This window comes from Bradyrhizobium liaoningense (assembly GCF_018130955.1).
GTDB classification, from domain to species: Bacteria; Pseudomonadota; Alphaproteobacteria; order Rhizobiales; family Xanthobacteraceae; genus Bradyrhizobium; species Bradyrhizobium liaoningense_C.
This window is the reverse complement of record NZ_JAFCJM010000017.1, coordinates 12,456-36,085: the sequence shown is the minus strand read 5'-3', so window position 1 is coordinate 36,085 and position 23,630 is coordinate 12,456. Positions and strand designations below refer to the sequence as shown.

Genomic DNA, 23,630 nt, shown 5'->3' with positions numbered 1-23,630 from the left:
GCTTCTCCAGTTCGCATAGCGAGCGAGCACTGAGCTGTGCTCGTGAGTAGCGCTACCAGTTCCTGCCTGGTCTTGCACGGGTGCCCTGCCCTTGCCCACGCAGGAAACGCTTTAGGGTCGCCCAGACTTCGGCGGGCGTCACATCAATTCAATGAACAACCGCCCTCGCTTGCCGGGGCGGGCTAGTCGCCTAGCCCGCTGCCGTCACGCACGAACTACTTGGCGATGCAGGTATCGACGTTCTTGGATGTGCAGACGTCGAGGCCGGTATAGGTCGGATCTTTAGGCGCAGCCTTGCCTTCCTTGACGTCCTTCAAAGCGAACATGGTCTTGTAGCCCATCTCGAACGGTCGCTGTCCGACCTGGCCGAGCGACAGCCCCTCCTTCATCTGATCGATCTGAACCGGCAGCGTGTCGGCAACCACCAACGCCAGATCCTTCTTGCCGATCTTGTCCTTGAAGGGCGCGACCGCAGCGCGGTTAGCGTCCGGCACGAATTGCGGGAAACCGCCCGTCGGCGTGAACGCGTCCAGGGTCGGGTTCTTTGCCATGATGTCCTGGAATTGCTGCACCGACAGAGGGAAATCGTCGTTGGTGTAGAGCGGGCAGCCGTCGATCTCCTTCCAGCCATTCTGTCCAGTCAGCCGCTCCCCGGGCGATTGAGCCGACTCCTTGCCGGAGAGCGTGTCACGGATACCCTTCATGCGCTCGTTGTGGTTGGCTGCAGCTGCGCCGCCGGACTGGATACAGATCGTGCCGCCCTTCGGCTTGATGGTCTGCACGATCTTGGCGATGTTGACGCCGATCTCGTAGTTGTGGGTGCCAATATAGGCAAGGCGCAGATCCTTGTTCTCGGGGAGAACATCGGAGTCCCAGGTCAACACGGGAATGCCGGCGCCCTTGGCGGCCTGCAGCGCAACGGCCATCGCTGCCGCGTTGGCCGGTGCCACGGCAATGCCGTCCACCTTCTTGGCCACGAGGTCCTGCACGATCTGCACCTGCTCCTCGCCGCCGCCATGCTCTCCGGGGCCGATATACATGCACTGGAACGCGCCCTTGGACTCGGCTTCCGCCTTCTTGCAACCGTCCCGCGCCTGATCGAAGAACGGATTGTTCATGTTCTTGGGAACGAGCGCAAAGGTGAACTTCTGCTGCGCGCTGGCCTGTCCTCCCATGAGCGCTGAAAACGCCACGGCGGCCATCAAAAGATGCTTATGCACGTTTCTCCTCCCTTGTTGTTGACTCCAAGTCTCCGACCTCATTGCCATCGGATTTCTAACTACGCTTCCAGACAACCCACTCGCGGATCGTAGCAAGAAGCGACGTCCCGCTCGTCTGCATGCCGAGCAGCACGGCAATGACGATGAACATGCCAACGAACGCGCCTTGCCAGTTCGAGTCGATGCCAGCCATCAGGAGGGCGTTGCGAATGACCTCGAGGAACGCCGAGCCGATCACGGCGCCGAAGGCGGTTCCATAGCCGCCCATCAGGTTGGCGCCGCCGATGACCGTGCCGGCAATCACACGGAGCTCGTAACCGGTGCCCATCGCGTTGATGGCTGAGCCGCTGTAGCCGAGGAGCAGCAGCGAGGCGATGGAGGCCGTGAAAGACGAGAACACATAGGCTTGGAACTTGATCCAGTCGACCGGCACGCCGGTTAGACGCGCGGCGCTTTCATTGGAGCCGATCGCATAGAGGTGGCGCGCCCAGGCGGTGAACATGAAGATGGCACCGAGAATGAGGGCAAGGATCACCATCACCCAAAAGTGGGAAGAGAACTCCGGAATCCAGGATGGCGCCCACCCGGCCGGCGCACGCAGCGGCCATTTCGCCTGGCCAATTGCCCTGACGATCGGCGCGTCCGGACCAAACTTGTACAGCATCTGGTTGCCGGAGATCACGACGGCCAGCGAGCGCGCGATCGACAGCATGCCGAGCGTCACGACGAAAGACGGCATGCCAATGTAAGCAACGAAGAAGCCGTTGAAGGCTCCGCACGCCAGTCCCGACAGGAGCCCGGCTGCGAAGGCAACGTACCAGGGATAATTCCAGGTCAGCAGGATCCCGGTGACAATGGCAACGAGCCCCATCACCGAGCCGACGGACAGATCGATGCCCCCCGTGATTATCACAACGGTCATGCCGAGGCTCATGATCGCGAGCGGAGCGAAGTTGCGCGTGATGTTTGTCACGTTATCGGCGGTGCCGAAGCTCGGTTCCAGCCAGGTCATGAACACCACCAGAGCAAGGAGTGCGACGGCCACCCAGATTGCCTGATTGGTCATCAGTCGCTGGAAGGTCGTCTGCTCGCGAATGCTGACGACGTCGCTGATTGCGGCGTGTGTTTCTTCGATCGCTTTGGCAGAACTAGGCTTCACGGATCGCCCCCGTAATCAGGCCGGTGATCTGCTCGGGCGAGGTCGTCGCGGTTTCCTTGTCGGCCACCTTTGAGCCACGCCGGAGCACAATGATACGATCGCAGACGGAAAACACGTCAGGCATGCGGTGGCTGATCAGCATCACCGATACTCCGCGAGCCTTCAGCCGGCGGATAAGCTCGAGCACCTCGGCGACCTGTCGCACAGAAATGGCCGCGGTCGGCTCGTCCATCAGGACGAGCTTGGCATTAGACAGCCGGGCCCGGGCAATCGCAACAGCCTGGCGCTGCCCCCCCGACATCTTCTTCACGAGGTCCCGGGGACGCGTTTCCGATTTGAGCTCGGCGAAAAGCTCGCCGGCGCGCCCGATCATCGACTGCTTGTCGAGGATGCGGAACGGCCAGAAACCCTTCTTGATTTCGCGTCCGAGGAAGACGTTCTCCGCGGCGGTGAGGTTGTCGGCGAGCGCGAGCTCCTGATAGACAACTTCAATGCCCTCGGCCCGGGCCTCGATCGGCCTGTGGAAATGGCATGCCTTGCCCTCGACGACGATGGCGCCCTCGGTCGGCGGGAAGTTTCCGGCAATCAGCTTCACCATGGTCGACTTGCCGGCGCCGTTGTCGCCCATCAGCCCGACCACTTCCCCCGCATCAACCGAAAAGCTGACATCGGACAGCGCCCGAATAGCACCAAAGCTCTTCGAGATGCTTCGCACATCAAGCAAAGCCACGCGTTCCCTCCATGCGGTGGCGGCTCTATCCGGCCGCTTCACATCGTTCTTTTTGCAACTAATATTGCATAGCCTAGAATCCTGCAACACCTATTTCACATGCTGGCGGGGGCTCTTGCATGGACGCTCATCGTGGCTTGGCCAGAACGCGTGGACATCAGCAGTGCAGGAGACCGCGTCCAGCTTGCCTGCCGCGATGCCGTCCATGGCGTCGCCCGCTTGTCACAGAGAAAGGGCTTTGGCCTCGAACCATCTCAGAGCGGCGCTTCCGGGTGCGGTGACGTATCATAGGCGCCCCAGATGCTTTGATCGAAGTTGATCGTGGCCCCCGTCATCATTCCAGACTCACCGCAGGACAGGAACGCAACGGCGCGCGCCACCTCGATGGGATCGAGCAATCGGCCGAAGGGCTGCCGCGCGGCCGCCTCCTCAAGCCAATTCGCAGTCCGGCCATGATAGACCTGTTGTATGTTGTCCTCGCCTTCCGAGGCCATCCAGCCAATGTTGAGACCGTTCACACGGATGCGGTTGCGCAGCAGCGCGTGGGCCGTGTTTCGCGTCAGCGTGTCGAGCGCGCCTTTCGATGCGCAATAGGCAGCAATGAAGGACTGGCCACCCATCGCCGACATTGAAGAGACGTTGACGATCGTGCCCTGCACTTTGTCGCGGCGCATGAGCTTGATCGCATCCTGCATCAGAAAGAAGGGGGCACGCGTGTTGACGGCGAAGATCTTGTCGAACAGTTCCGGGCTTGTGTCGATGATCGTACCGCGGCTCGTGTCACCCGCGGCATTCACCAAGGCGTCGACGCGCCCGAAGGCCCTGTCCGCCTCAGCTACGACTCTGGCGCAATCCTCGGTCTTCGTCAGGTCAGCGCGCACAAATACCACGGCTGCGCCCGTGGCTGTGGCGATTGCATCGGCCTTTGCTCGCCCCTTCGTCTCGTCACGACCGCACGTGACGATGCCCTTCGCGCCGCGCTCGGCGAAGAGTTTGGCGATGGCGGCACCGAGCCCCTGGGTCCCGCCCGTGACAATCGCGATCTTTCCATGCATCGAAGTCATTTCGGTTCTCCAAGAGTCGGTCCGAGTGCTGCTTGGCCTGTCGCTGCTGCTGCTCGACGCCATAGGCACCTTCAACGTCACACGATATCGTGGACTTCGACCTTCTTGCCGGTCCTGGCGGACTCGACCGCCGCCTCCGCGAGCATGAGCGCGCGGTATCCGTCGTCGAAAGTCGCCTGGGTCGGCGCAGCGTCGCGAACGGCCGCAATGAAGGCCGCGATCTCGGCTTCGTAGGCCTCCGCATAACGCTCGATAAAGAAGTTGAGGTAGGGCTCAGCCCCTTCAGTCGTGGTCGAGCCGTAAAACTTCAGCTCGTGCGCCTTCTTGTTATCGGAGATGACCATCCCATCGCTGCCAAAGAGCTCGATCCGCTGGTCATAGCCAAAGGCAGCCCGTCGAGAGTTGTTGATGTGGCACAGCTTTCCGTCAGCAGTACGCATGATCACCATGATGGAGTCGAAGTCGCCGAAATCCGGTCCAATAGAGGATCAACAAGCGCGCTGCCGGTCGCGAAGACCTCTGTCGGCTCGTCGTTCAACATGAAGCGCGCCACGTCAAAATCGTGAATCGTCATGTCTCGGAAGATACCGCCCGAGACCGCAGTGTAACCTCGCGGCGGCATTCCTGGATCACGCGACGTGATAACCACCTGCTCAAGTTTTCCGATCTTGCCAGCGGCACACGCGTCGCGCGCAGCTCGGTGCCCGGGGTCGAAGCGGCGATTGAAGCCAATCTGAATTGGTACGTTGCAGCCTTCAATGGCCTTGCGGCATGCTCGTACCCGATCGAGGCTGAGATCTATCGGCTTCTCACACAAAATCGCCTTGCCGGCCTTTGCCGTGAGCTCGATTAGATCGGAATGGGTGGCAGTCGATGTCGCAATGAGAACCGCGTCGGCCTTACCGATCGCATCTTCCACGCTTGCGGATACCCCGCAGCCATGCGCTCTTGCGACCGCTTCAGCGGCAGCTGTATTTGGATCGAATACCGTCTCCAGGCGGGCTCCGTCCGCCTTGGCAAGATTCCGGGCGTGCAGCACGCCGATACGCCCGCACCCGAGCAATGCGAATTTGATCGCCACCGTTTCCACCCGCCGACGAATGTTCGATTTGCTTGCAAGAGTTATTGCAAATATGCAAAAGTGTCAATAATTGTTCGCCGGTACTATCGATGATTGTGCCCCGCCGCCAGCACTGGTGATGCGAGGGCGCGCGAGTCCCTTTGGGTCCTTGGCCCGTCCGGTCAACGGCCAGGCTGTGTTGCTGGATGCTCGACCAATGCCGACGCCTTGGCCCTGCTGGCTTTTGGAGAGGACAACCTTCCGAACGAGAGTGAAGTTGCCAGCATCCGCACACGATGAAACCAATGACGAGAGCACCTTAGATGCAGGACGTGAAGACGCCGGAAGACTATGAGGAATTGATCCGTGTCATCCACGATCGCTACGATGACATGAGCAAGTCCTATCAAAAGATAGCCGTTTATCTGACCCAGAACCCGAATGATGTCGCGGTCCTGTCGGTGAACGCCATCGCCGACCGCTGCGGCATCCATGCCTCGAGCTTCGTGCGCTTCGCCCAATCACTTGGCTATGAGGGTTTCAAGGAGCTTCAGGCGCTGTTTCAACGGCGCTTGTCAACCGCCGCCCCGGGTTTCGAGGCGCGGATTAAAGCTCTGGAAGTCGAGTTGGGCGCTCGTGCCGATCGTAGCGAAGTTGGCTTTCTGCGCGACCTGGTCGTCCGTGACATTGCCTCCCTTCAGGACATGCTCACGGAGATTTCACCAAAGGCTCTCTCGGAAGCGGTGAACCTCCTTGAGAGAGCCGACTCGGTTTTTCTGATCGGGCAACTACGTTCAGCGCCCGTAGTTGAATTCCTTCGTTACATATTGACCATGTTGGGCAAACGTTGCGTGTTGCTCGACGCAGGCGGCGGACTTGCGACTCACATCGCGCGCACGATCCGCAAGAAGGACGTACTCGTTGCGGTGTCGTTCCGATTCTACGCAAACGAGGTCGTCAACGTTGTGGAGGAAGCCGGGCGCAATGGTGTTCCCATCATTGCGATATCGGATAGCACGCTGTCGCCGCTGGCTAAGAGCGCCCGCGTTCTGTTCGCTGTTCCAGAGCATGAATACACGTTTTCGCGTTCACTCGCCGCTCCGATGTGCCTTGCACAGGCTTTGACGGTAGCGCTGGCAGCGAGACTACAGAAAAACGACGTCAATCCGCGAATTCCAACCGTTACCGGTAAGTAGAATAACACGAACTGGCTTACGCTAAGGTACCTCGTCACGCTCTCAAAAAACCAGTCGGCGATCGGTCACCGGGGTAACTCGCACCATGTCTGGCGTTGGATGGCGGGCACGTGGTCGGGATGTGATGGTTTGCGGTTGTCCCGTCAGGACGGCCGTTTCAATTGCGACCAGTGCGCGCAAGTCGGCCAACCCTTCCTCGCCATCAGCCTCAGGCGGCGTTCCCGCCTTGATGCAATCTGAAAAATATTCCACCTGCGCGCCAAAATGGTCGATTTGCGGAAACTGCGTTTCACGGACCTCGCCGTCGCGGCGCAGACGTAGTTTTGTTGCAGCCTCGAACCTAAAGCCGGGATCGAGTTCGAGCTCGCCCGCCGTCCCGACGACCCGATAATTGTCGGCGGCGGCCGCCCCGAAGCTGGCGACGAATTGCGCCAAACCGCCCGAAGGGAAACGCAGCAAAGCTGCGACGGACGCTTCCACCTCACGAAAACGCGGATCGTCGTTCGGTCGATGCGCCATCGCCATGGCCTCGATCGGCTCTTCAGCAAAGATGTGACGAGCCGCATTGATGCAGTAAACCCCTACGTCCTGGAGCGGTCCGCCCCAACTCGCAGCTTTCAGTCTGTGGTTCTCTGGCGGCGCCTGGAAACTGAACACCGATTGAAAGAAGAGCGGCCGGCCGATCGCGTCATTGCGGATGTGTTCGAGGACCGCGACAGTTCCGGGTTCGTTGTGGAGCCTATAGGCGGTCATCAGAAACACGCCGGCTTCATGCGCAGCAGCGATCATGCCGAGCGCATCTTGTTCGTTGGTAGCCAGCGGCTTCTCGACCAAGACGTGCTTGCCGGCGCGAGCCGCCCGAATAGCGTAGTCAGCATGCAAGTGGTTGGGCAGAGCAATATACACCGCGTCGACGTCGGAGCCTCTCAAAAGGGCATCGTATCCGTCATAACCGACGATCTGGCCAACACCATGGAACTCCGCCAACCGCGCGGCCTTGTCTCGATCACCGGTCACGATCGCGGTGACCTTCGAGTTTGTGGACTGTCCAACGCCCGGCAAGAAGGCCTTTTGCGAAATCCAGCCTGCGCCGACAACTGCATACTTGATCATCATTTCCTCTCCCGGGATTCGCATTTGGATCGCGTGAGCGGCTGGTCGAACTCCCTCCAGCCTCGTTCGCTTGCTATTTGTCAGTCGTACAGCGAGGGGCGTGGTCCATATTTCAGGGCTGTCACACCATTTCCGGCGAGAGCCCCAGCGACCTGCTCTGCGATGGCCGAGGCGACATAGCCGTCCCATGCGCTCGCTCCAACCGACGCTCCGGTCTTCGCAGCGCTGACCCAATCAGCCATCTGCCTGCGATACGCCTCTTCGAACCTCGGCACCCAATTGTCCGGATACGAATGACGGCCGGCTCTGTCTCTGTTCACCAGCGTCAGTGATGCCGGAGCCAGCGATACCGTGCCCTGCCGACCGACCAGTTCGACATGGACGTGGTAACCGTAGCTGGCATTCACGAAAACCTCAGTCGAGACAATTTCGTTCTTGTCCGTCTTCATCGTGATCATGAGGGGTTCGCCGCCAGGCCCCGCCTCCACGTGCGCGGAGACCATCTCCGACCCCAGAAGCCAACGGCTGACGTCGATCTCGTGGACGAACGAATTCGTGATGGCCATCGAGCCGTCGAACCACTCCGGCGCGCGAACGTTTCGGTGCACGTTGTGCAGCAACACGGGTCCGCCCAATTCACCGGCGTCTTTGATGCGCTTGATCTGCTGATATCCCGGGTCAAACCGGCGCATGTATCCGACCTGGATGAGCCTGCGACCCAAAGCAACTTCCGCCTGCACCACGTCCAGGGCATTCGCTGCCGAAGACGCCAAAGGCTTTTCGCAGAGAACAGGCTTCCCCGCCTCGATGCTGGCTAGTGTTAGCGCCGCGTGTGTGGCGTCGGGCGATGCAATCACGATCGCGTCGATCTGATCCGACGCGATCAACGATTGAGGATCCGAAAAGACGGTTGCTCCAGAGGCAACTGCCTGCGCCCGAGTCGCGTCGGCGTCACAAATCCCGGCAAGATGAGCACCGGGAGTCTCGTGTCGGAGTATCCGAGCATGCTCGGCGCCCATGACACCCGTCCCGATGACCCCGATCCCGATGCTCATTTCACTCTCCTCCCGATCGGTACGGCTCATTGCACGACTTCGTATCCGGAAGATGCCATCAAGCGCATCAGTTCCGCGTGGCCTTTCTTGGCCATTTCGAGCGGGGGATTGATCTTCGGATCCTGCTCAGCTTCGACGACGAACCATCCCTCGTAGCCGTAGGATGCGAGGCGGGCGATGATCGCGGCGAAGTCGAGCGAGCCGTCACCTGGCACGGTGAATGCCCCTTTCACCACCGCGTCGAGGAAGCTCTCCCGTCTCCGGTCGAGCTTGTCAATGACGCTGCTGCGGACGTCCTTGGTATGCACATGGCTTATGCGGGAATGATGTTTGTCGATGACACGCAAGACGTTGCCGCCGGCAAAAGCCATGTGGCCGGCATCGAACAACAGCGCTAACGCCTCACCGGAATTCGCCATGAGCAGGTCGAGTTCAGCTTCGGTCTCGATCGCCGCAGCCATGTGGTGATGGTAAGCGATCGGCATTCCCTGCTCGGCACACCACTCGGCGAAGTCAGTCATCTTGCGTCCATAGCCCTTCATCTCCTCGTCCGAAAGCCGGGGTTTGGTATCGAGCGGCGCGGAGCGAATGCCCTGGATCGAGCGCGCAGTTTCGCCGTAGACGATGCAAGGCGCCTTCGCCGCAATGAAAAATTCCATCTGGGCGCGAACGCGGTCCTTCTCTCGTTCGATGTCACCGTCGAGCAGAAGGCCGGAGAACCAGCCGCCGCACACGGAAATGCCAAATCGGGCGAGTATCGGCCCCAGTTCCTTCATGTTCATCGGGAAGCGCCGTCCGGTCTCCATTCCCGTAAAGCCGGCGACGCTCGCCTGGCGTAAGCACTCCTCCAGGCTCACGTCGTCGGACAGATCGGCAAGGTCGTCGTTCCACCAGGCAATGGGAGCAATTCCAAGTTTCGCTTTCATGGTTCCTTCACACTCCGATGCGCTGCTTCGCGCGGATCTCGTCTTGCTGCTTGCGCGCGCTTCGAACCGTCTCGCGCAACGATACTTGGGGCACGCCTACGTCCCAGTCCGCATCGCCAGGAACCCACGAATACGCGTCCGAAACGATCGAAAGCACGGTGGTGCGGTCGTTGCCTTTGGCCCATTCGAGCGCAGCAACAAGGTCGGCAAGGCTCTCGCAACGTCGTGCAGCCGCCCCCATGGACTCGGCGTGCTTGGCAAAATCAACGTGAGGAGGATTGTCGCGATTCTGAACTCGACAATCGGTCAACAAATTGTTGAATCCCGGCACGCCTTTGAATTGTTGCAACCGGTTGATCACCGCGAACCCGCCATTGTCGCAGACCACAACAATCATCTTGTGACCGCTCAGAACGGTCGAGTAGATGTCCGAGTTCATCATCAAATAGGTGCCGTCGCCGACCATCACGATCGGCGTGCCGCCGAGTCCGCCGGGCCCGGAATTGGCCATCGCATGGCCCCAACCGGCCGCGACCTCGTAGCCCATGCAAGAGAAGCCGAACTCAAGGTCAAAGGTGTTCGGCGCCTTGACGCGCCAGCCCTTTGCCACTTCGCCGGGCAGCCCGCCAGCGGCTGAAATCAAGGTATCTCGCTCGCCGGCGGATGCATTCACGGCCTGGACTATCTGCGCGTAGGTCGGCACCGGAGCGTTGCTGGGGGCCTGCAGTGACTCGAGCAGCGCGTCCCATTCCCTAAAGAGCATCTGGGCACGCGCGATGTGGGCAGGGTCGACGCGCCACGCGCCGAGCGACGCTTCGAGTTCTTCAATCGTCTCCCGCGCGTCGCCCACCACGGCCAGCGCACGATGCTTCACCGCATCGAACCTGGCCGCGTTGATCGAGATGAAGCGCGCGTCCGGACTGAAGGCGGTCCATGATCCTGTCGTGAAATCCTGAAGGCGCGTACCCACCGCAAGGACAACATCGGCTTCGGCCGCAAGCGCATTCGCAGATGTTGAGCCGATAATTCCGATCGGCCCCGCATGAGCCGGGTGATAGTGGGTCACCGCGCCCTTGCCGGCGACCGTCTCCACAATGGGAATTCCACGCTTGACCGCAAAATCCGCGACGACATTTCCCGCCAGCGAGTAGCGCACGCCGCCGCCAGAGATGAGAAGCGGCTTCTTCGCGGTCTTGAGCAGCGCGGCTGCTTCCGCGAGCTTCTGACGGTCGGGACGCAGACGCGGGATGGTCCAAGTTCGAGATTCGAAGAAGACCCCGGGGTAGTCGAAGGCTACCTCCTGAGTATCCTGTGGTAGCGCGAGAAAGGCCGGGCCGCAATCAGCCGGATCGAGCATGGCAGCCACTGCCTGCGGCAGCGATGAAATGATCTGCGCGGGATGAGTGATCCGATCCCAGTAACGCGTGACCGCCTTGAAAGCGTCATTCACGGTGACGGTCGGGTCGCCAAAATGCTCGACCTGCTGGAGAACGGGATCCGGCAGCCGGTTGGTGAACGTATCGCCAGCGATGAGAAGAAGGGGCAAGCGATTTGCGTGAGCCGTTCCCGCCGCCGTCACCATGTTCAGAGCGCCTGGACCAATGGACGACGTGGCTACCATGATTTGCCGCCGAAGCTTGGCCTTCGCGAAACCGATAGCCGCTAATGCCATCGACTGCTCGTTCTGTCCGCGCCAGGTCGGCAGTTGATCCTGCACCGCCTCCAGGGCCTCGGACAGGCAGGTCACGTTCCCATGACCAAAAATGCCGAAGACGCCGGCGAACAGGGGCACGCGAACACCATCGATTTCGGTGAATTGTTGAGTCAGCCACCGCACCACCGCCTGGGCCATCGTGAGTCGGATTGTCGCGCCGGTCATGAGATCTCCTCCCTCGACGTTTGCGAGAAACATAACCTCTCGCATTGAATATTGACAATAATATTTTTCTGCAACAAATATTGCCGACGGCTCTTCCATCCAAAAACGTGCTCGATCGTTTTGTAGGTCGCCTCAACTCGGACCTCATCGTGAACATGGATTTCCGACATGACCAAACCGAAGCTTCGCATCGGCCTCATCGGTAGCGGATTCATGGGTAAGACCCACGCTTTCGGTTACTCCATCGCCGCGCGTGTCTTTGACCTCCCCTTCGAGCTGGAACTGCATACGATCGCGGATCTTAGCGACGAGGCGGCCGCGAAGGCAGCCTCGGCCCTAGGCTTCGCGCGCGCGACCTCGGACTGGCACTCGCTCGTGGCGGACCCGGATATCGACGTCGTGAACATCACCACACCCAACGCACTCCACAAGGAAATGGCCTTGGCGGCGATTGCCGAGGGCAAACATGTGTATTGCGAAAAGCCGCTGGCGCCGCTTGCGACAGACGCCCGCGAAATGGCCGAGGCCGCCGAAGCGGCCGGAGTCAAGACGCAAGTCGGTTTCAACTACCTTTGCAACCCCATGCTGGGCCTCGCACGCAATATGATCGCGGCGGGAGAACTCGGCGAGATACGCGGCTACCGCGGTGTCCACGCCGAAGACTACATGGCCGACAACACCGGGCCGTTCACCTTCCGGCATGACCCGACGGGCGGCGGCGCGCTGGCCGACATTGGCAGTCACGCACTAGCCACCGCCGAATTCCTGTTGGGTCAAGCCGCCGGGCCGATCATCCGGGTGATGGGCGACTGCGTCACGATGATCAAGGAACGTCCAGACGGCAAGAGCGGCCGGAGGCCTGTCGAAGTCGATGATGTTGGCCGAGCTTTCCTCCGTTTCGCCAACGGCGCCTCCGGCTCTATCGAGGGGAATTGGATCGCGACAGGGCGAAAGATGCAACACGACTTCGAGGTCTATGGAAGCAGAGGCACCCTCGCCTTCAGCCAGGAACGATTCAACGAGTTGCATTTCTTCTCGACCGATGACCGCCGTGGCCGCCAGGGATTCCGGCGGATCGAGGCAGGCCCCGAGCATCCGCCATACGGCCTGTTCTGCGTTGCGCCAGGCCACCAGCTTGGTTTCAACGACCTGAAGGCGATCGAAGCCGCGGGCTACCTGGACGCTATCGCTGGACGTCGATCGGAGCCATTCAACTTCCGCGCTGGCCTGCGTATTCAAACGCTCGTCGAGACCATCCACGCATCGAACCGCGCTGGAACATGGAAGGACGTTCCTTGAGAAATTCTCATCGTGTTTTTGGCCGTGGCTGGAGTCACACGGCCCGCTTCATCGAGATTTTGGCTGAGCCGTTCGTGCGGGGCGCGGCATCGGCCGCGCCTTCGCGCTCACGCTATCGAGAGCCGGACGTCGATGGCGGTCGAGCGCTGCGGAGGCTCTGACGGCGGAAATCAGATAACGATGCGCCGCGCGAAGGCCTCTCGCCTATACAATTCCCGCCGATGTCCCGGCAACGGCGGGACGCTCCTTCGTCTTTTGCGCCCGATAACCGGATGCGCGGTAGGCTGCGATCGGCGCGATCGCTCCGCCGGCGCGCAGGCGGGCGACGGCAAGGAGCGGCGAGACGTCGGTCGTGAAGGCGCGTTTCAATTCGAGATGCGCGCCGAGCGCGTCATTGGCCTCTTGCGCGGCATCGAGCGCCGCGCGATCGACGATGAGGGCCTGCGCGCAGGCGCGCTGTAACTCGATCGCCGATTGCATCAGGCTCTCGATCGGATCGGTCACGTTATGCGACTGGTCAATCATATAAGCGGGCGCGAACCCATCCGCTTTGCGGCGCTCGGCGTCGATCAGCTCGTTGAAGACGAGAAACAGCCGGAAGGGATCAACCGAGCCGCTGTCGAGATCGTCGTCGCCATATTTTGAATCGTTGAAATGAAAGCCCGCGAGCTTCCCGAAGCGAACGAGCCGGGCGACGATCTGTTCGATATTCACGTTCGGCGCATGATGGCCGAGATCGACGAGGCAATACGCCTTGGGCCCGAGTTCCTGCGCCACGGCGAAACTCGTTCCCCAATCCGAGATCACGGTCGAGTAGAATGCCGGCTCGTAAAGCTTGTGCTCGAGGAACACCCGCCAGTCGGCGGGCAGCGCCATGACGATCTCGCGCATCGCACCGATATAGCGGTCGAGCGCCTTGGTCAGATTCGATTGGCCGGCAAAATTCGAGCCGTCGGCGATCCAGACGGTCAGCGCCTTCGAACCGAGCTTGCGGCCGATCTCGATACATTCGACGTTGTGGGCGATGGCCTGTGCGCGCACACGCGCATCGGTATGCGACAGCGAACCAAACTTGTACGAAAGCTCCTGTCCCGGCTGGTCCTGGAACGTATTGGAATTGACCGCATCGAAGGCAAGGCCGTGCGTCGCAGCCTGCTCGCGCAAGGCAGCATAGTCGGCGACCTTGTCCCACGGAATGTGCGGCGAGATGGTCGGAGTCGCCCGCGCCAATCGCTGGATCACGGCGCAATCGTCGATCTTCTCGAAGACATTGCGCGGCTCACCCGGCCCCGGAAAGCGGGCGAAACGCGTGCCCCCTGTGCCGACACCCCAGGTCGGAATGGCGACACCGAAGGCCATGACCTTCTGCACCAGGGCTTCCGCATCGATCCCGTGCCGCGCCAGCGCACGCTTCAGGGCGTCATAGTCCTCGATGGTCGCTTCTTCGCGCCGCGCATTGTGCTCGGCGATGAAATCCGCGCTGATCGAGAATGGCGTGTTCATCGCGTGAAGGCCTGGGCGTTGCCGGCGTCGACATTGAGGATGTTGCCGGTCGATTTGGCCGAAAGGTCGGACGCGAAGAAATAGACACCCTCGGCGATATCCTCGGGGAAGACCGACAGCTTGAGCATCGAGCGCTGGCGGTAGACTTCCTCGAGCTGGTCTTCGGTGACCTTGTTGGACGCCGCACGCTGCTGGCGCCACTCGCCCTCCCAGATCTTCGAGCCGCGCAGCACCGCGTCCGGATTGACCGTGTTGACGCGGATGCCATGCGCCGCGCCTTCCAGCGCCAGGCAGCGGGCGAGATGGATCTCCGACGCCTTGGCGGCGCAATAGGCCGAGGCGCCAGCCGAGGCGGCAAGGCCGTTCTTCGAGGCGACGAAGATGATGGCGCCGCCGATGTTCTGACGCTGCATCAGCCGGAATGCCTCGCGCGAGACGAGAAAATAGCCCGTGGCGAGAATGTCCATGTTCTGCTGCCACAGTCCAAGACTCGTGTCCTCGACCGGCGAGGCCGAGGCGATCCCGGCATTCGAGACGACGATGTCGACACCGCCAAAGGCGCGCGCGGCTTCCTCGAACGAAGCGACCACCGCCGCCTCGTCGGTTACATCGAGCTTCACACCGATCACCGCGTCGCGGCCATGGCGCTTCGTGATCGCCGCAACGCGCTCGTTCAACGCCTTCTCGTCGATATCCGCAATGACGAGGCAAGCACCTTCGCCGAGCAGCCGCTGCGCGGTCGCCCCGCCAATGCCGCCGGCGCCGCCGGTCACATAGGCGATCCGCCCGGCAAGCGATTTCGGCTTGGGCATGCGCTGGAGCTTGGCCTCTTCCAGCAGCCAGTATTCGATATTGAAGGCCTCCTGCTCGGCAAGGCCGACATAGGCGCTGACGCCCGAGGCGCCGCGCATGACGTTGATCGCGTTGACGTAGAACTCGGCCGCAACGCGTGCCGTCGCCTTGTCCTTGGCAAAGGTGAACATGCCGATTCCGGGAACGAGATACACGACCGCGTTGGGATCGCGCATGGCCGGCGAGTCCGGATGCTTGCAGCGCCCGTAATAGGCGGCGTAGTCGCGCCGGTAAGCGGCGAGAAAGTCGTCAAGGCCGGCGATCACCTCGTCGAGATTGTCGCGCACGGAATCGTAGGGCAGCAGCAACGGCCGGATCTTGGTGCGAAGAAAGTGATCCGGACAGGAGGTGCCGAGCGGCGCCAGCTTCGTCAGCGCGCTGGAGTTGACGAACTCCAGCACTTCCGGGGCATCGGTGAAATGACCGATCTTGCGCTCGTCCGCGGAGATCTTGCCGCGGATCAGCGGCATCAGCCTGGCCGCGATCGCGCGGCGTTTTTCCGGCGAGGCGGTTTGGACCTTGGCGCCGCCGAAGGCCGGCTTCTGCTCATGCTCCGCCAGCCAATCGGCGGCCTGCTGAATCACACGCAAGGTCATCTCGTAACAGGCTTTCGACGTCTCAGCCCAGGTGAAGAGCCCGTGCCCACCGAGGACCACGCCGACATAGTCGGGATGGCGCGCAGCCATCTCGCCAAGCTTCAGGCCGAGATCGAAGCCCGGCCGCTGCCACGCCAGGAACCCGAGCTTACCGCCGAAAACTTCGCGGGTCAGACGCTCGGCGTCGACTGACGCGGCAATGGCGATGACCGCGTCGGCATGGACGTGATCGACATGCCGGTATGGCACGAAAGCGTGCAAGGGCGTATCGATCGAAGTCGCGCGCGGATTGAGATCGAAGGTGCAGTGATTGAACAATGCGACCATCTCGTCCTCACGGTCGAGGCCGCGATAGAGGCCTTTCAGGCTCTCGAGCTTGTCGAGGTACAGCGTCGCGAAGCCGTCGCGCTTCATCGAGCCGAGGTCGCCGCCCGAACCTTTGACCCAGAGCACGCGTGCATTCTCGCGCGTCAGCGGATCTTTCATCTCGATCTTGGCCGAGGTGTTGCCGCCGCCGAAATTGGTGATGCGCAGATCGGCCCCGAGCAGGTTCGAGCGGTACAGCAACTGACCTGCCTCATCGAGCCCGCCGGCGAGCGCGTCGTCCCAGAGATTTGGCAGGGGCGCGGCCGCGACCTCGCTCATTAGGCATTCTCCCTGTGCTTGATCTCTGGGCAGCTTAGGCCACGGATTCAATCAAGGTCAATCACCGACACTCAACACTGCGACGCAATATGATTGATGCAGCGCGATATTGAGCGAATTTGACGGTTTGCAGTTGACCACTGGTCGAGAGCGTGACCTATTTACGGGCAAAAGGGAGGGCGACGTGCACGAGCGGGAACGCTGGCAGGTCATCAAGGCACTCTTGCGTGAGCGGTCGCTGGTGCGCATCGCCGACGCTTGTCGCGCGACCGGCGTCTCCGAAGCCTCGATACGGCGCGATTTCGCCAGGCTCGCCGAGCAAGGTGTCGCGATAAGGGTGCACGGCGGACTCGAAGCCCTGCCGGAAACCGCCAACGCGCCGGGCGACGTCCTCTCCCTTGCCACTCGCTCCTTCGACGTCAGCCAGACGCTCAATATCGACGCCAAGCGTGCCATTGCGAAAGCGGCAGTCGCCCTCTGCGCCGATGGCGAGACGATCATCATCAATGGCGGCACGACCACGTATCAGATGGGCGAGTATCTGCGCGAGCGCCGTCTGAAGGTGTTGACCAATTCCTATCTGCTCGCCGACGCGCTGATCCACACGTCGAAATGCCGCGTCGCCTTGCCGGGTGGCGAGGTCTATCGTGAGCAGGGCATGATCGTCTCGCCTTTTGAAGAGGATGCGATCCAGCACTACTCGGCGACGCGGATGTTCATGAGTGCGATCTCGATCGGCCCGCTCGGCGTGATCGAGGGCGATCCCCTGCTCGCCCGCGCCGAATCGAAACTGCTGAAGCGTGCCGACAAGCTGATCGTGCTCGCCGATTCCTCGAAATTCGTCTCGCGCGGCAGCCTTGTCGTCTGTCCACTCTCGCGCATCGATACGCTGATCACCGATTCCGATGCGCCGAGCGATGCACTCGACATGCTGCGCGCGCACGGTGTCCGTGTCGTTGTCGTCGATGCTGGCGCTCAAACCAATGCGGCGGCGTGACCATGACAACGGACCTGCACAGCGAAACTCCCGCAACACCGCTTCTGTCGGTGCGCACGGTCGAGAAGTCCTTTCCAGGCGTGCGGGCGCTGTCCGGCGTCTCGTTCGACGCTGTCAGGGGCGAAGTCCACGCCTTGCTCGGCGAGAACGGCGCCGGCAAGTCGACGCTGATCAAGATCGTTTCCGGCGTGTTCCCGCCCGATCGCGGCGAAGTACTCGTGGACGGCAAGCCGGTCGACCTCGCCCGGCCGGACGATGCAAGGCGCGCCGGCATCGCCACGATCTATCAAGAACTGCTGCTGTTTCCGGAGCTCACAGTCGCCGAGAATATCTTCATGGGGCATGCGCCCCGCGCCAACCTCCGCCGGATCGACTGGCGGGCGATGCACGAGAAGACGAATGCGCTGCTCGCTTCGCTCGAGATTCATGACTTGCAGGCCGACCGGGTCGTCGGTTCCCTCAGTGTCGGCAATCGCCAGCGCGTCGAAATCCTGCGCGCGCTGTCGCAGGACGCGCGCATCCTGATCATGGACGAGCCGACCGCGGCTCTGACCGAGTACGACGTAACGCGGCTCTTCGACATCGTGCGCAAGCTGAAAGCCCGCGGCGTCGCCGTGATCTATATCAGCCATCGGCTCGATGAGATTTTCGCGATCGCCGATCGTGTCACTGTGCTGCGCGACGGCGCACATGTCGCGACCAAGCGCGTCGCCGACACGGACGCCGCCGAGCTCGTGCAACTAATGGTCGGCCGCAGGATCGAAAGCCTGTTCCCGAAGATCGCGGTTTCGATCGGCAAGCCGGTGCTGGAGGTGAAGGACCTCGAACGACGGCCGCTGACGAGGAGCGTCTCGCTCACGGTGCGCGCCGGCGAGATCGTCGGCCTTGCCGGCCTCGTCGGCTCGGGTCGCAGCGAACTCGCGCAAACCATTTTCGGCGTCACGCCAGCGGACAACGGCGAAATCCGGATCACCGGACAGAAGGTCGACATCCGCTCGCCAGCGCAGGCACGGTCTTTGGGCGTCGCCTATGTTCCCGAGGATCGCGGCACGCAAGGCCTGGTGCGGCCGATGACGGTGCGTGAGAACTTCAGCCTCGCCGCACTTGGCAAGGTCGCATTCGGCGGCTTCATCGATCGCGGCGCCGAGCGCAAGCTGGCTGGCGACGGTGTCAGGCGCTTTGCGGTCAAGGCTAGCTCGATCGAGCAGATCGCGGGCAAGCTCTCCGGCGGCAATCAACAGAAGATCGTGCTCGGCAAATGGCTCGCCAATGCGCCGAAGCTGCTGATCCTCGACGAGCCGACGCGGGGCATCGATGTAGGCGCCAAGGCGGAGATCCATCGGCTGATGGGCGAGCTTGCGGCCCAGGGGCTTGCGATCCTGATGATTTCGAGCGAGCTGCCAGAGGTGCTCGGCATGAGCGACCGCGTGCTCGTGATGCGCGAAGGCCGTATCGTTGCCGAATTCTCGCGCGAAGAAGCAACCCAGGAATCGATCGGCGCCGCAATGATGGGTAGCCATGAAAACGCGGAGGAAGCGGCATGACGACGGTGACCTTAGCCGGTGCCGAGGTTGATCTGCGGCGGCGGCTGAAGGTGCTTGCCTCGCAGGAGGCTTTGCTCGCGATCGCGGTGATCGGCCTCGCCATCGCCGTCGGCCTTTACAATCCGCGCTTCCTGGCGGCGCGCAATCTTTCCGACGTGCTGCTCGGCAACGCCTATATCGCCGTCGCCGCAGTCGGCATGTCGATGGTGATCATTTCCGGCAACATCGATATTTCCGTCGGCGCGCTGATCGGCGTCCTGGCGACGATCAGCGGCACTCTGGCGGTGAACGGCGCGCCGATCGTGGTCGCCTGGCTGGCAGCACTCGTTGTCGGCATCCTCGTGATGGCCTTGCAGGGCGTCATCATCGCCTATCTGCGCATTCCGGCGATCGTGGTTACGCTCGGCATGCTGTCGATCCTCAAAGGCGGCCTGATCAGCGTCACCGGGGGCAAATGGATCACCGACCTGCCCGACAGTTTCCATCTCGCTGATATCGAACTCCTCGGTGTGCTGCCGTTTCCGGTTTTTCTCATGATCCTGGCGACGATCCTGGCAGCCTTGTGGATGCGCTACTCGGCCTCGGGCCGCGCCATCTACGCAGTCGGCGGCAACGCCGAAGCGGCGCGGCTCTGTGGTATTTCGCAGCCGCGCACGATCGTCATGGTCTTTGCGCTGCATGGCTTGTTCGCTGGAGCGGCCGCTCTGCTCTACGCGACGCAGCTGCGCGTCATCCAGTCGACCGTGCCGCCCAATCTCGAGCTGACGATCATCACCGCGTCGGTCGTCGGAGGCGTCAGCATTCTCGGCGGCGTCGGCACAGTGGTCGGCTCGACGCTTGCCGCCGTACTGATCGCCGAGATCGCCAGCGCGCTCGTCTTCATCGACGTCTCGCCCTACTGGATCCGCGCGGTCCAGGGCGTGCTCATCCTCGTGACCGTGATCGCCGACATTCTGCGGCGCCGGCGCATGGCCGGAGCATGAGCGCCATGAGCGAAATCCCTCTCCCCCACAGCGCCAAGCGTGTCGTGCCCTGGTGGCTGCTGCGCCACGAGACCATGCTCGCACTGATCCTGCTCGTTGCGTTGATCGTGCTCGGCTACTTGAACAATCGCTTCCTCACGCTCGACAATCTGCTCAATCAAGGCAGGCTGACGACCGAGGTCGGGCTGATCGCGCTGCCGATGACCTTCATCATCATCACGGGCGGCATCGATCTCTCGGTCGGCTCGATCGTCGGGCTCTGCGCGATCCTGCTTGGCTATTCCTGGAAGGTATTCGGCTTTCCCTTGCCGCTGGCGATCTGCTTCTCGCTGCTCGTCGGTGCCGCAGCGGGCTTCCTCAACGGGATCGTCATCACCAGGGTGAAAGTGCCGCCGCTGATCATGACGATCGCGACGCTCGCCCTCTATCGCGGGCTCGCCGAGGGGATCAGCCAGGCGCGTTCGGTGCGCGGCTACCCGGAATGGTTCTATTTCATTGGACAAGACAATTTGTTCGGCGTGCCGGCTCAGCTGTGGCTCTTGCTGATCTCGATCGTGGTCGCGGCAATCGTTCTTGACCGCACCACTTTCGGCCGGACACTCTATGCGATCGGCAACAACGAGACCGCCGCGCGCTTTTCCGGTTTGCCGGTCGATCGCGTCAAACTGATCATCTACACACTATCGGGCTTCATGGCCGGTCTCTCGGCTTGTGTTCTCGTCTCGCGCGTGACGACAACCCGCTCGGACATGGGGATGGGCTATGAGCTGGACGTGATCGCGGCGGTGGTGCTCGGCGGCACCAGCATATTCGGAGGCGTCGGCACGATCTGGGGCACCGTGGTCGGCCTGGCGATGATCCAGCTCCTGAAAAACGGGCTGGCCCTGACCGGCGTCAAGGGCGACGCGACGATTGTGGTCATCGGCACGGTGCTCATCCTTTCAACTCTTGTGGCGAGTTCGCTCCAGCGGCGACGTGAGGGCGTTTGATGGAATGACTGGCCGCGAAAAGCGGCTTCAACATGGGAGGAAACAAAATGAAACTCGGATTTGCTGCTGCATTCCTCAGCGCGACGCTGCTGGCCGGAACGGCCTCGGCGGCGGACAAGAGATGGGACGGCGCGGACGACCTGCCGGTCAATCCGCTTGCCTGTTCGGCTGGTGAGGCCAACGCCGCGCCCGCGGCCAAGCCTTATGACGGCGGCCGGCCAACCAATGCGGCCGACAAGGCCGGCAAACCGATCACGCTCGTCGACGTGCCGAAGCTGATCGGCATCGGCTATTTCAACGCGACGTCGAAAGGCATGCAGGACGCCGCCAAGGCGCTCGGCAATGTCACGGTGAAGACCGACGGCCCGACCGAAGCCAAGATCGACGAGCAGATCAAGTTCATCGACAATTACATCACCAGCGGCGTCGACGGCATTCTCTTCGCCGCCAACGATCCGGTGGCTATCGCGCCGGTCTTGAAGAAGGCCCTGTCCAAGGGCATCCATGTCATCGGCTATGACGCCAACTCGACGCCGGATGCGCGCGAATGGTTCGTCAACCAGGCCGAGTTCAACGGCATCGCCAAGGCGATGATCGACTCGATGGCCAAGGAGGCTGGCGAGGACAAGAGCTTCGCGATTGTCACCTCGACCTTCACGACGCCGAACCAGGCACGCTGGATCGCCGAGATGTGGGCCTATGCGCAGAAGTGTCACCCCAAGCTGAAATGGCTGGAAACGGTCGAGGCGCAGGAGGACAATAACCTGTCCTTCAACCAGGCGACGACGCTGATCAACAAGCATGGCGACAAGCTCGCTGGCCTGTTCGGCATGACCTCGGTCGCGACACCCGCTTCGGCGGAAGCGGTGACCAAGGCCAAGCTCTGCGGCAAGGTGGCGGTGGTCGGCCTTGCCACGCCCAATGCGATGAAGCCGTATGTCAACGCGGACTGCGTGAAGTCGGTCGTGCTGTGGAATCCGGTCGATCTCGGCTATGCCGCGACCTACGTGATGCGTGCCGTGGTCGACGGCAGCCTGAAGCCGGGCGCGACCTCGGTGGACGCGGGCAAGCTTGGCAAGCTGAACGTGGTCAATGGCAGCGAGATCCTGCTTGGCTCGCCCTTCATCTTCACAAAGCAGAACATCAAGGACTTCGATTTCTGATCTGGACTCGTCGCCCGGCCACAGAACGCTCGCGTGCGACGCACTTTTGGCCTCCGCTGTCATGGCCGTAACAAGCCGGCCATGACACGGTGGTGATGTTGCTTGTCGAGATGTTCCACTTGCCTTGAGCTTGACGATGAGCCAGACGGTCGCAGTCCTTGACATCGGCAAGACCAACGTAAAGCTTGCCTTGTTTAACGACGGCCGACTTCTCTGGGAAAAGTCGGCGCCCAACTGCGTTCGGCCGGGCCCGCCCTATCCGCACGAAGATGTTGAGAGCGCATGGAACTTCTTCCTCGATGCGTTTCGTGAGGCTGCACGCGCGCATCAGATCGGTGCGATCGTTCCGACCGCGCATGGCGCAGCCGGCGCTTTGATCGGCGAGAGCGAGCTCGCCGCTCCGGTCATGGACTACGAATTCACGGGCGTAGAAGTGATCGAGCCCGACTATGCCAGGCTGCGCCCGCCCTTTTCGGAGAGCCTGTCGCCGAAAGTACCGGCCGGCCTCAATCTCGGCCGGCAGCTCGCCTATCAGAAGTGGCGCTGTCCGGACCTTTTCGCCAAAGCAAGGTATTTCGTTGGCTATCCGCAATATTGGACCTGGCGCCTGAGCGGCGTTGCAGCCTCGGAAGTCACCTCGCTCGGCGCCCATACTGATCTCTGGGCGCCGCGGCAGGGACAGGTCTCGAGCCTCGTCAAAGCTCTCGGCGTCGACCACTTGCTGCCGCCGCTGCGCCGCGCCTTCGATCCAATCGGTCCGATTCAGCCTGAAATCGCCGCCCTAACCGGGCTCGCGCCTGAAACGCAAGTCTTTTGCGGTATCCACGATTCCAACGCTTCGCTACTGCCCTACCTCGTCTCGCGCCAGGCACCGTTCACCGTGTTGTCGACCGGCACCTGGGTGATCCTGATGTGTGTGGGCCTTTCGCTCGATCAGCTCGATCCTCGCGACGACACGCTCGCCAACGTCGACGCGCTGGGCCGTCCCATCGCCTGCGGGCGTTTCATGGGAGGACGCGAATTCGCCGTCATCGCGGGCGGCGGCGGCAATCCGGATCTCGACGCGGTTGAGCGCGTCATCGTCTCCGGCGCGATGGCCCTGCCCTGCTTCTCTGGTCAGGGCGGACCTTATGCGGCGACCGAGGGCGTGATCGTCGGCGACGTCGCAGCAGCCGATCGCACGGCGCTTGCGACGCTCTATTGTGCGCTGATCAGCGATCTCATGCTGACGCGGATGGGCGCAACCAGCGGCGATTTCGTCATCGAAGGCCCCTTCGTCGGCAATCCCGCCTTCTGCGAGCTGCTCGGCGCCCTGAGGCCGAAACAGCGCATCTTTGCGGCGAAGGACGCCGCAGGCACCGCACGCGGCGCCGCCCTGCTGGCGCACTGGCCCCCGACTTATCCCATCGCAGCGCCGACGCCCGTTCATCCGGCTGCGATCGCCGGCCTCGACGCGTATCGCGACGCCTGGAGGGCGTCAGTCGATCAGATCGCGCGTTGAAGCTTATCGCCTTGCTGCTACCCGAGTTGATTCCTGAAGCCCGGCGGGATTACCCGAGGAAACAACAACGGCTCCGGCCGCGACCATCCCGTCGTTAGAGGCGAGTGCGTCCGGCTTGACGGAAACTCAGTTGATGAAGAAGGGCCAATGGCATCG

Annotated in this window: 20 protein-coding genes; 8 read left to right on the top strand and 12 right to left on the bottom strand. The window is 61.9% G+C overall.

Features of this window, described 5'->3' with window-relative positions; genetic code table 11:
- Nucleotides 1-215: 215 nt before the first annotated feature.
- The 6 genes from JQ632_RS16590 to JQ632_RS40280 form a co-directional block, all read right to left on the bottom strand.
- Nucleotides 216-1,220 carry a substrate-binding domain-containing protein gene (locus JQ632_RS16590; RefSeq protein WP_212403652.1) on the bottom strand — a complete coding sequence of 335 codons (1,005 nt, stop codon included), beginning with the start codon at nucleotides 1,218-1,220 and terminating at the stop codon, nucleotides 216-218.
- A gap of 55 nt (nucleotides 1,221-1,275) precedes the next feature.
- A complete protein-coding gene (locus tag JQ632_RS16585; RefSeq protein ID WP_312015618.1) occupies nucleotides 1,276-2,379 on the bottom strand; it encodes an ABC transporter permease in 1,104 nt (367 codons plus the stop codon).
- Nucleotides 2,369-3,109 (bottom strand): ATP-binding cassette domain-containing protein, encoded by a 741-nt coding sequence (locus JQ632_RS16580; protein ID WP_212403730.1) that lies wholly within the window; start codon nucleotides 3,107-3,109, stop codon nucleotides 2,369-2,371. The genes JQ632_RS16585 and JQ632_RS16580 overlap by 11 nt, the downstream gene beginning before the upstream one ends.
- Before the next feature lie 254 nt (nucleotides 3,110-3,363).
- Complete coding sequence (locus tag JQ632_RS16575) at nucleotides 3,364-4,173, bottom strand: SDR family oxidoreductase (RefSeq protein WP_212403729.1); 810 nt, start codon at nucleotides 4,171-4,173, stop codon at nucleotides 3,364-3,366.
- 77 nt (nucleotides 4,174-4,250) lie between these two features.
- Nucleotides 4,251-4,622, bottom strand: coding sequence for a Gfo/Idh/MocA family oxidoreductase (locus tag JQ632_RS40285; RefSeq protein WP_312015617.1), 372 nt, complete (start codon nucleotides 4,620-4,622; stop codon nucleotides 4,251-4,253).
- A complete protein-coding gene (locus tag JQ632_RS40280; protein WP_312015616.1) occupies nucleotides 4,616-5,254 on the bottom strand; it encodes a Gfo/Idh/MocA family oxidoreductase in 639 nt (212 codons plus the stop codon). The genes JQ632_RS40285 and JQ632_RS40280 overlap by 7 nt, the downstream gene beginning before the upstream one ends.
- Before the next feature lie 302 nt (nucleotides 5,255-5,556).
- Here JQ632_RS40280 and JQ632_RS16565 point away from each other — a divergent pair, with 302 nt between their 5' ends.
- Nucleotides 5,557-6,429 carry a MurR/RpiR family transcriptional regulator gene (locus tag JQ632_RS16565; protein ID WP_212403651.1) on the top strand — a complete coding sequence of 291 codons (873 nt, stop codon included), beginning with the start codon at nucleotides 5,557-5,559 and terminating at the stop codon, nucleotides 6,427-6,429.
- 42 nt (nucleotides 6,430-6,471) lie between these two features.
- Here JQ632_RS16565 and JQ632_RS16560 read toward each other — a convergent pair whose 3' ends face one another.
- The 4 genes from JQ632_RS16560 to iolD all read right to left on the bottom strand — a co-directional run bounded on the left by JQ632_RS16560 (nucleotide 6,472) and on the right by iolD (nucleotide 11,402).
- On the bottom strand, nucleotides 6,472-7,545 hold the full coding sequence (locus tag JQ632_RS16560) for a Gfo/Idh/MocA family protein (RefSeq protein ID WP_212403650.1): 1,074 nt from the start codon (nucleotides 7,543-7,545) through the stop codon (nucleotides 6,472-6,474).
- Between the two features lie 77 nt (nucleotides 7,546-7,622).
- A complete protein-coding gene (locus JQ632_RS16555) occupies nucleotides 7,623-8,597 on the bottom strand; it encodes a Gfo/Idh/MocA family protein (protein WP_212403649.1) in 975 nt (324 codons plus the stop codon).
- Between the two features lie 26 nt (nucleotides 8,598-8,623).
- A complete protein-coding gene (iolE, locus tag JQ632_RS16550; RefSeq protein WP_212403648.1) occupies nucleotides 8,624-9,523 on the bottom strand; it encodes a myo-inosose-2 dehydratase in 900 nt (299 codons plus the stop codon).
- A gap of 7 nt (nucleotides 9,524-9,530) precedes the next feature.
- Nucleotides 9,531-11,402 (bottom strand): 3D-(3,5/4)-trihydroxycyclohexane-1,2-dione acylhydrolase (decyclizing), encoded by a 1,872-nt coding sequence (gene iolD, locus JQ632_RS16545; protein ID WP_212403647.1) that lies wholly within the window; start codon nucleotides 11,400-11,402, stop codon nucleotides 9,531-9,533.
- Between the two features lie 168 nt (nucleotides 11,403-11,570).
- Here iolD and JQ632_RS16540 point away from each other — a divergent pair, with 168 nt between their 5' ends.
- Entirely contained in the window at nucleotides 11,571-12,701 is a 1,131-nt protein-coding gene (locus tag JQ632_RS16540; RefSeq protein WP_212403646.1) for a Gfo/Idh/MocA family protein, read from the top strand.
- A gap of 204 nt (nucleotides 12,702-12,905) precedes the next feature.
- Here JQ632_RS16540 and rhaI read toward each other — a convergent pair whose 3' ends face one another.
- Both rhaI and JQ632_RS16530 read right to left on the bottom strand, forming a co-directional pair.
- A complete protein-coding gene (gene rhaI / locus JQ632_RS16535; protein WP_212403645.1) occupies nucleotides 12,906-14,204 on the bottom strand; it encodes an L-rhamnose catabolism isomerase in 1,299 nt (432 codons plus the stop codon).
- Nucleotides 14,201-16,297, bottom strand: coding sequence for a bifunctional rhamnulose-1-phosphate aldolase/short-chain dehydrogenase (locus JQ632_RS16530; protein ID WP_212403644.1), 2,097 nt, complete (start codon nucleotides 16,295-16,297; stop codon nucleotides 14,201-14,203). The genes rhaI and JQ632_RS16530 overlap by 4 nt, the downstream gene beginning before the upstream one ends.
- 184 nt (nucleotides 16,298-16,481) lie before the next feature.
- Here JQ632_RS16530 and JQ632_RS16525 point away from each other — a divergent pair, with 184 nt between their 5' ends.
- The 6 genes from JQ632_RS16525 to JQ632_RS16500 all read left to right on the top strand — a co-directional run bounded on the left by JQ632_RS16525 (nucleotide 16,482) and on the right by JQ632_RS16500 (nucleotide 23,474).
- Nucleotides 16,482-17,294 (top strand): DeoR/GlpR family DNA-binding transcription regulator, encoded by an 813-nt coding sequence (locus JQ632_RS16525; protein WP_212403643.1) that lies wholly within the window; start codon nucleotides 16,482-16,484, stop codon nucleotides 17,292-17,294.
- 2 nt (nucleotides 17,295-17,296) lie between these two features.
- A complete protein-coding gene (locus tag JQ632_RS16520) occupies nucleotides 17,297-18,838 on the top strand; it encodes a sugar ABC transporter ATP-binding protein (RefSeq protein WP_212403642.1) in 1,542 nt (513 codons plus the stop codon).
- Nucleotides 18,835-19,821 (top strand): ABC transporter permease, encoded by a 987-nt coding sequence (locus JQ632_RS16515; RefSeq protein WP_212403641.1) that lies wholly within the window; start codon nucleotides 18,835-18,837, stop codon nucleotides 19,819-19,821. Before JQ632_RS16520 ends, JQ632_RS16515 begins: the two co-directional genes overlap by 4 nt.
- On the top strand, nucleotides 19,818-20,810 hold the full coding sequence (locus JQ632_RS16510; protein ID WP_212403640.1) for an ABC transporter permease: 993 nt from the start codon (nucleotides 19,818-19,820) through the stop codon (nucleotides 20,808-20,810). The genes JQ632_RS16515 and JQ632_RS16510 overlap by 4 nt, the downstream gene beginning before the upstream one ends.
- Nucleotides 20,811-20,857: 47 nt before the next feature.
- The gene (locus JQ632_RS16505; protein WP_212403639.1) at nucleotides 20,858-21,973 is read left to right on the top strand and encodes a substrate-binding domain-containing protein; all 1,116 of its coding nucleotides are present in this window, start codon (nucleotides 20,858-20,860) and stop codon (nucleotides 21,971-21,973) included.
- Nucleotides 21,974-22,109: 136 nt separating this feature from the next.
- Nucleotides 22,110-23,474, top strand: a complete 1,365-nt coding sequence (locus tag JQ632_RS16500; RefSeq protein WP_212403638.1) for an FGGY-family carbohydrate kinase — start codon at nucleotides 22,110-22,112, stop codon at nucleotides 23,472-23,474.
- The last annotated feature ends 156 nt before the right edge of the window (nucleotides 23,475-23,630 follow it).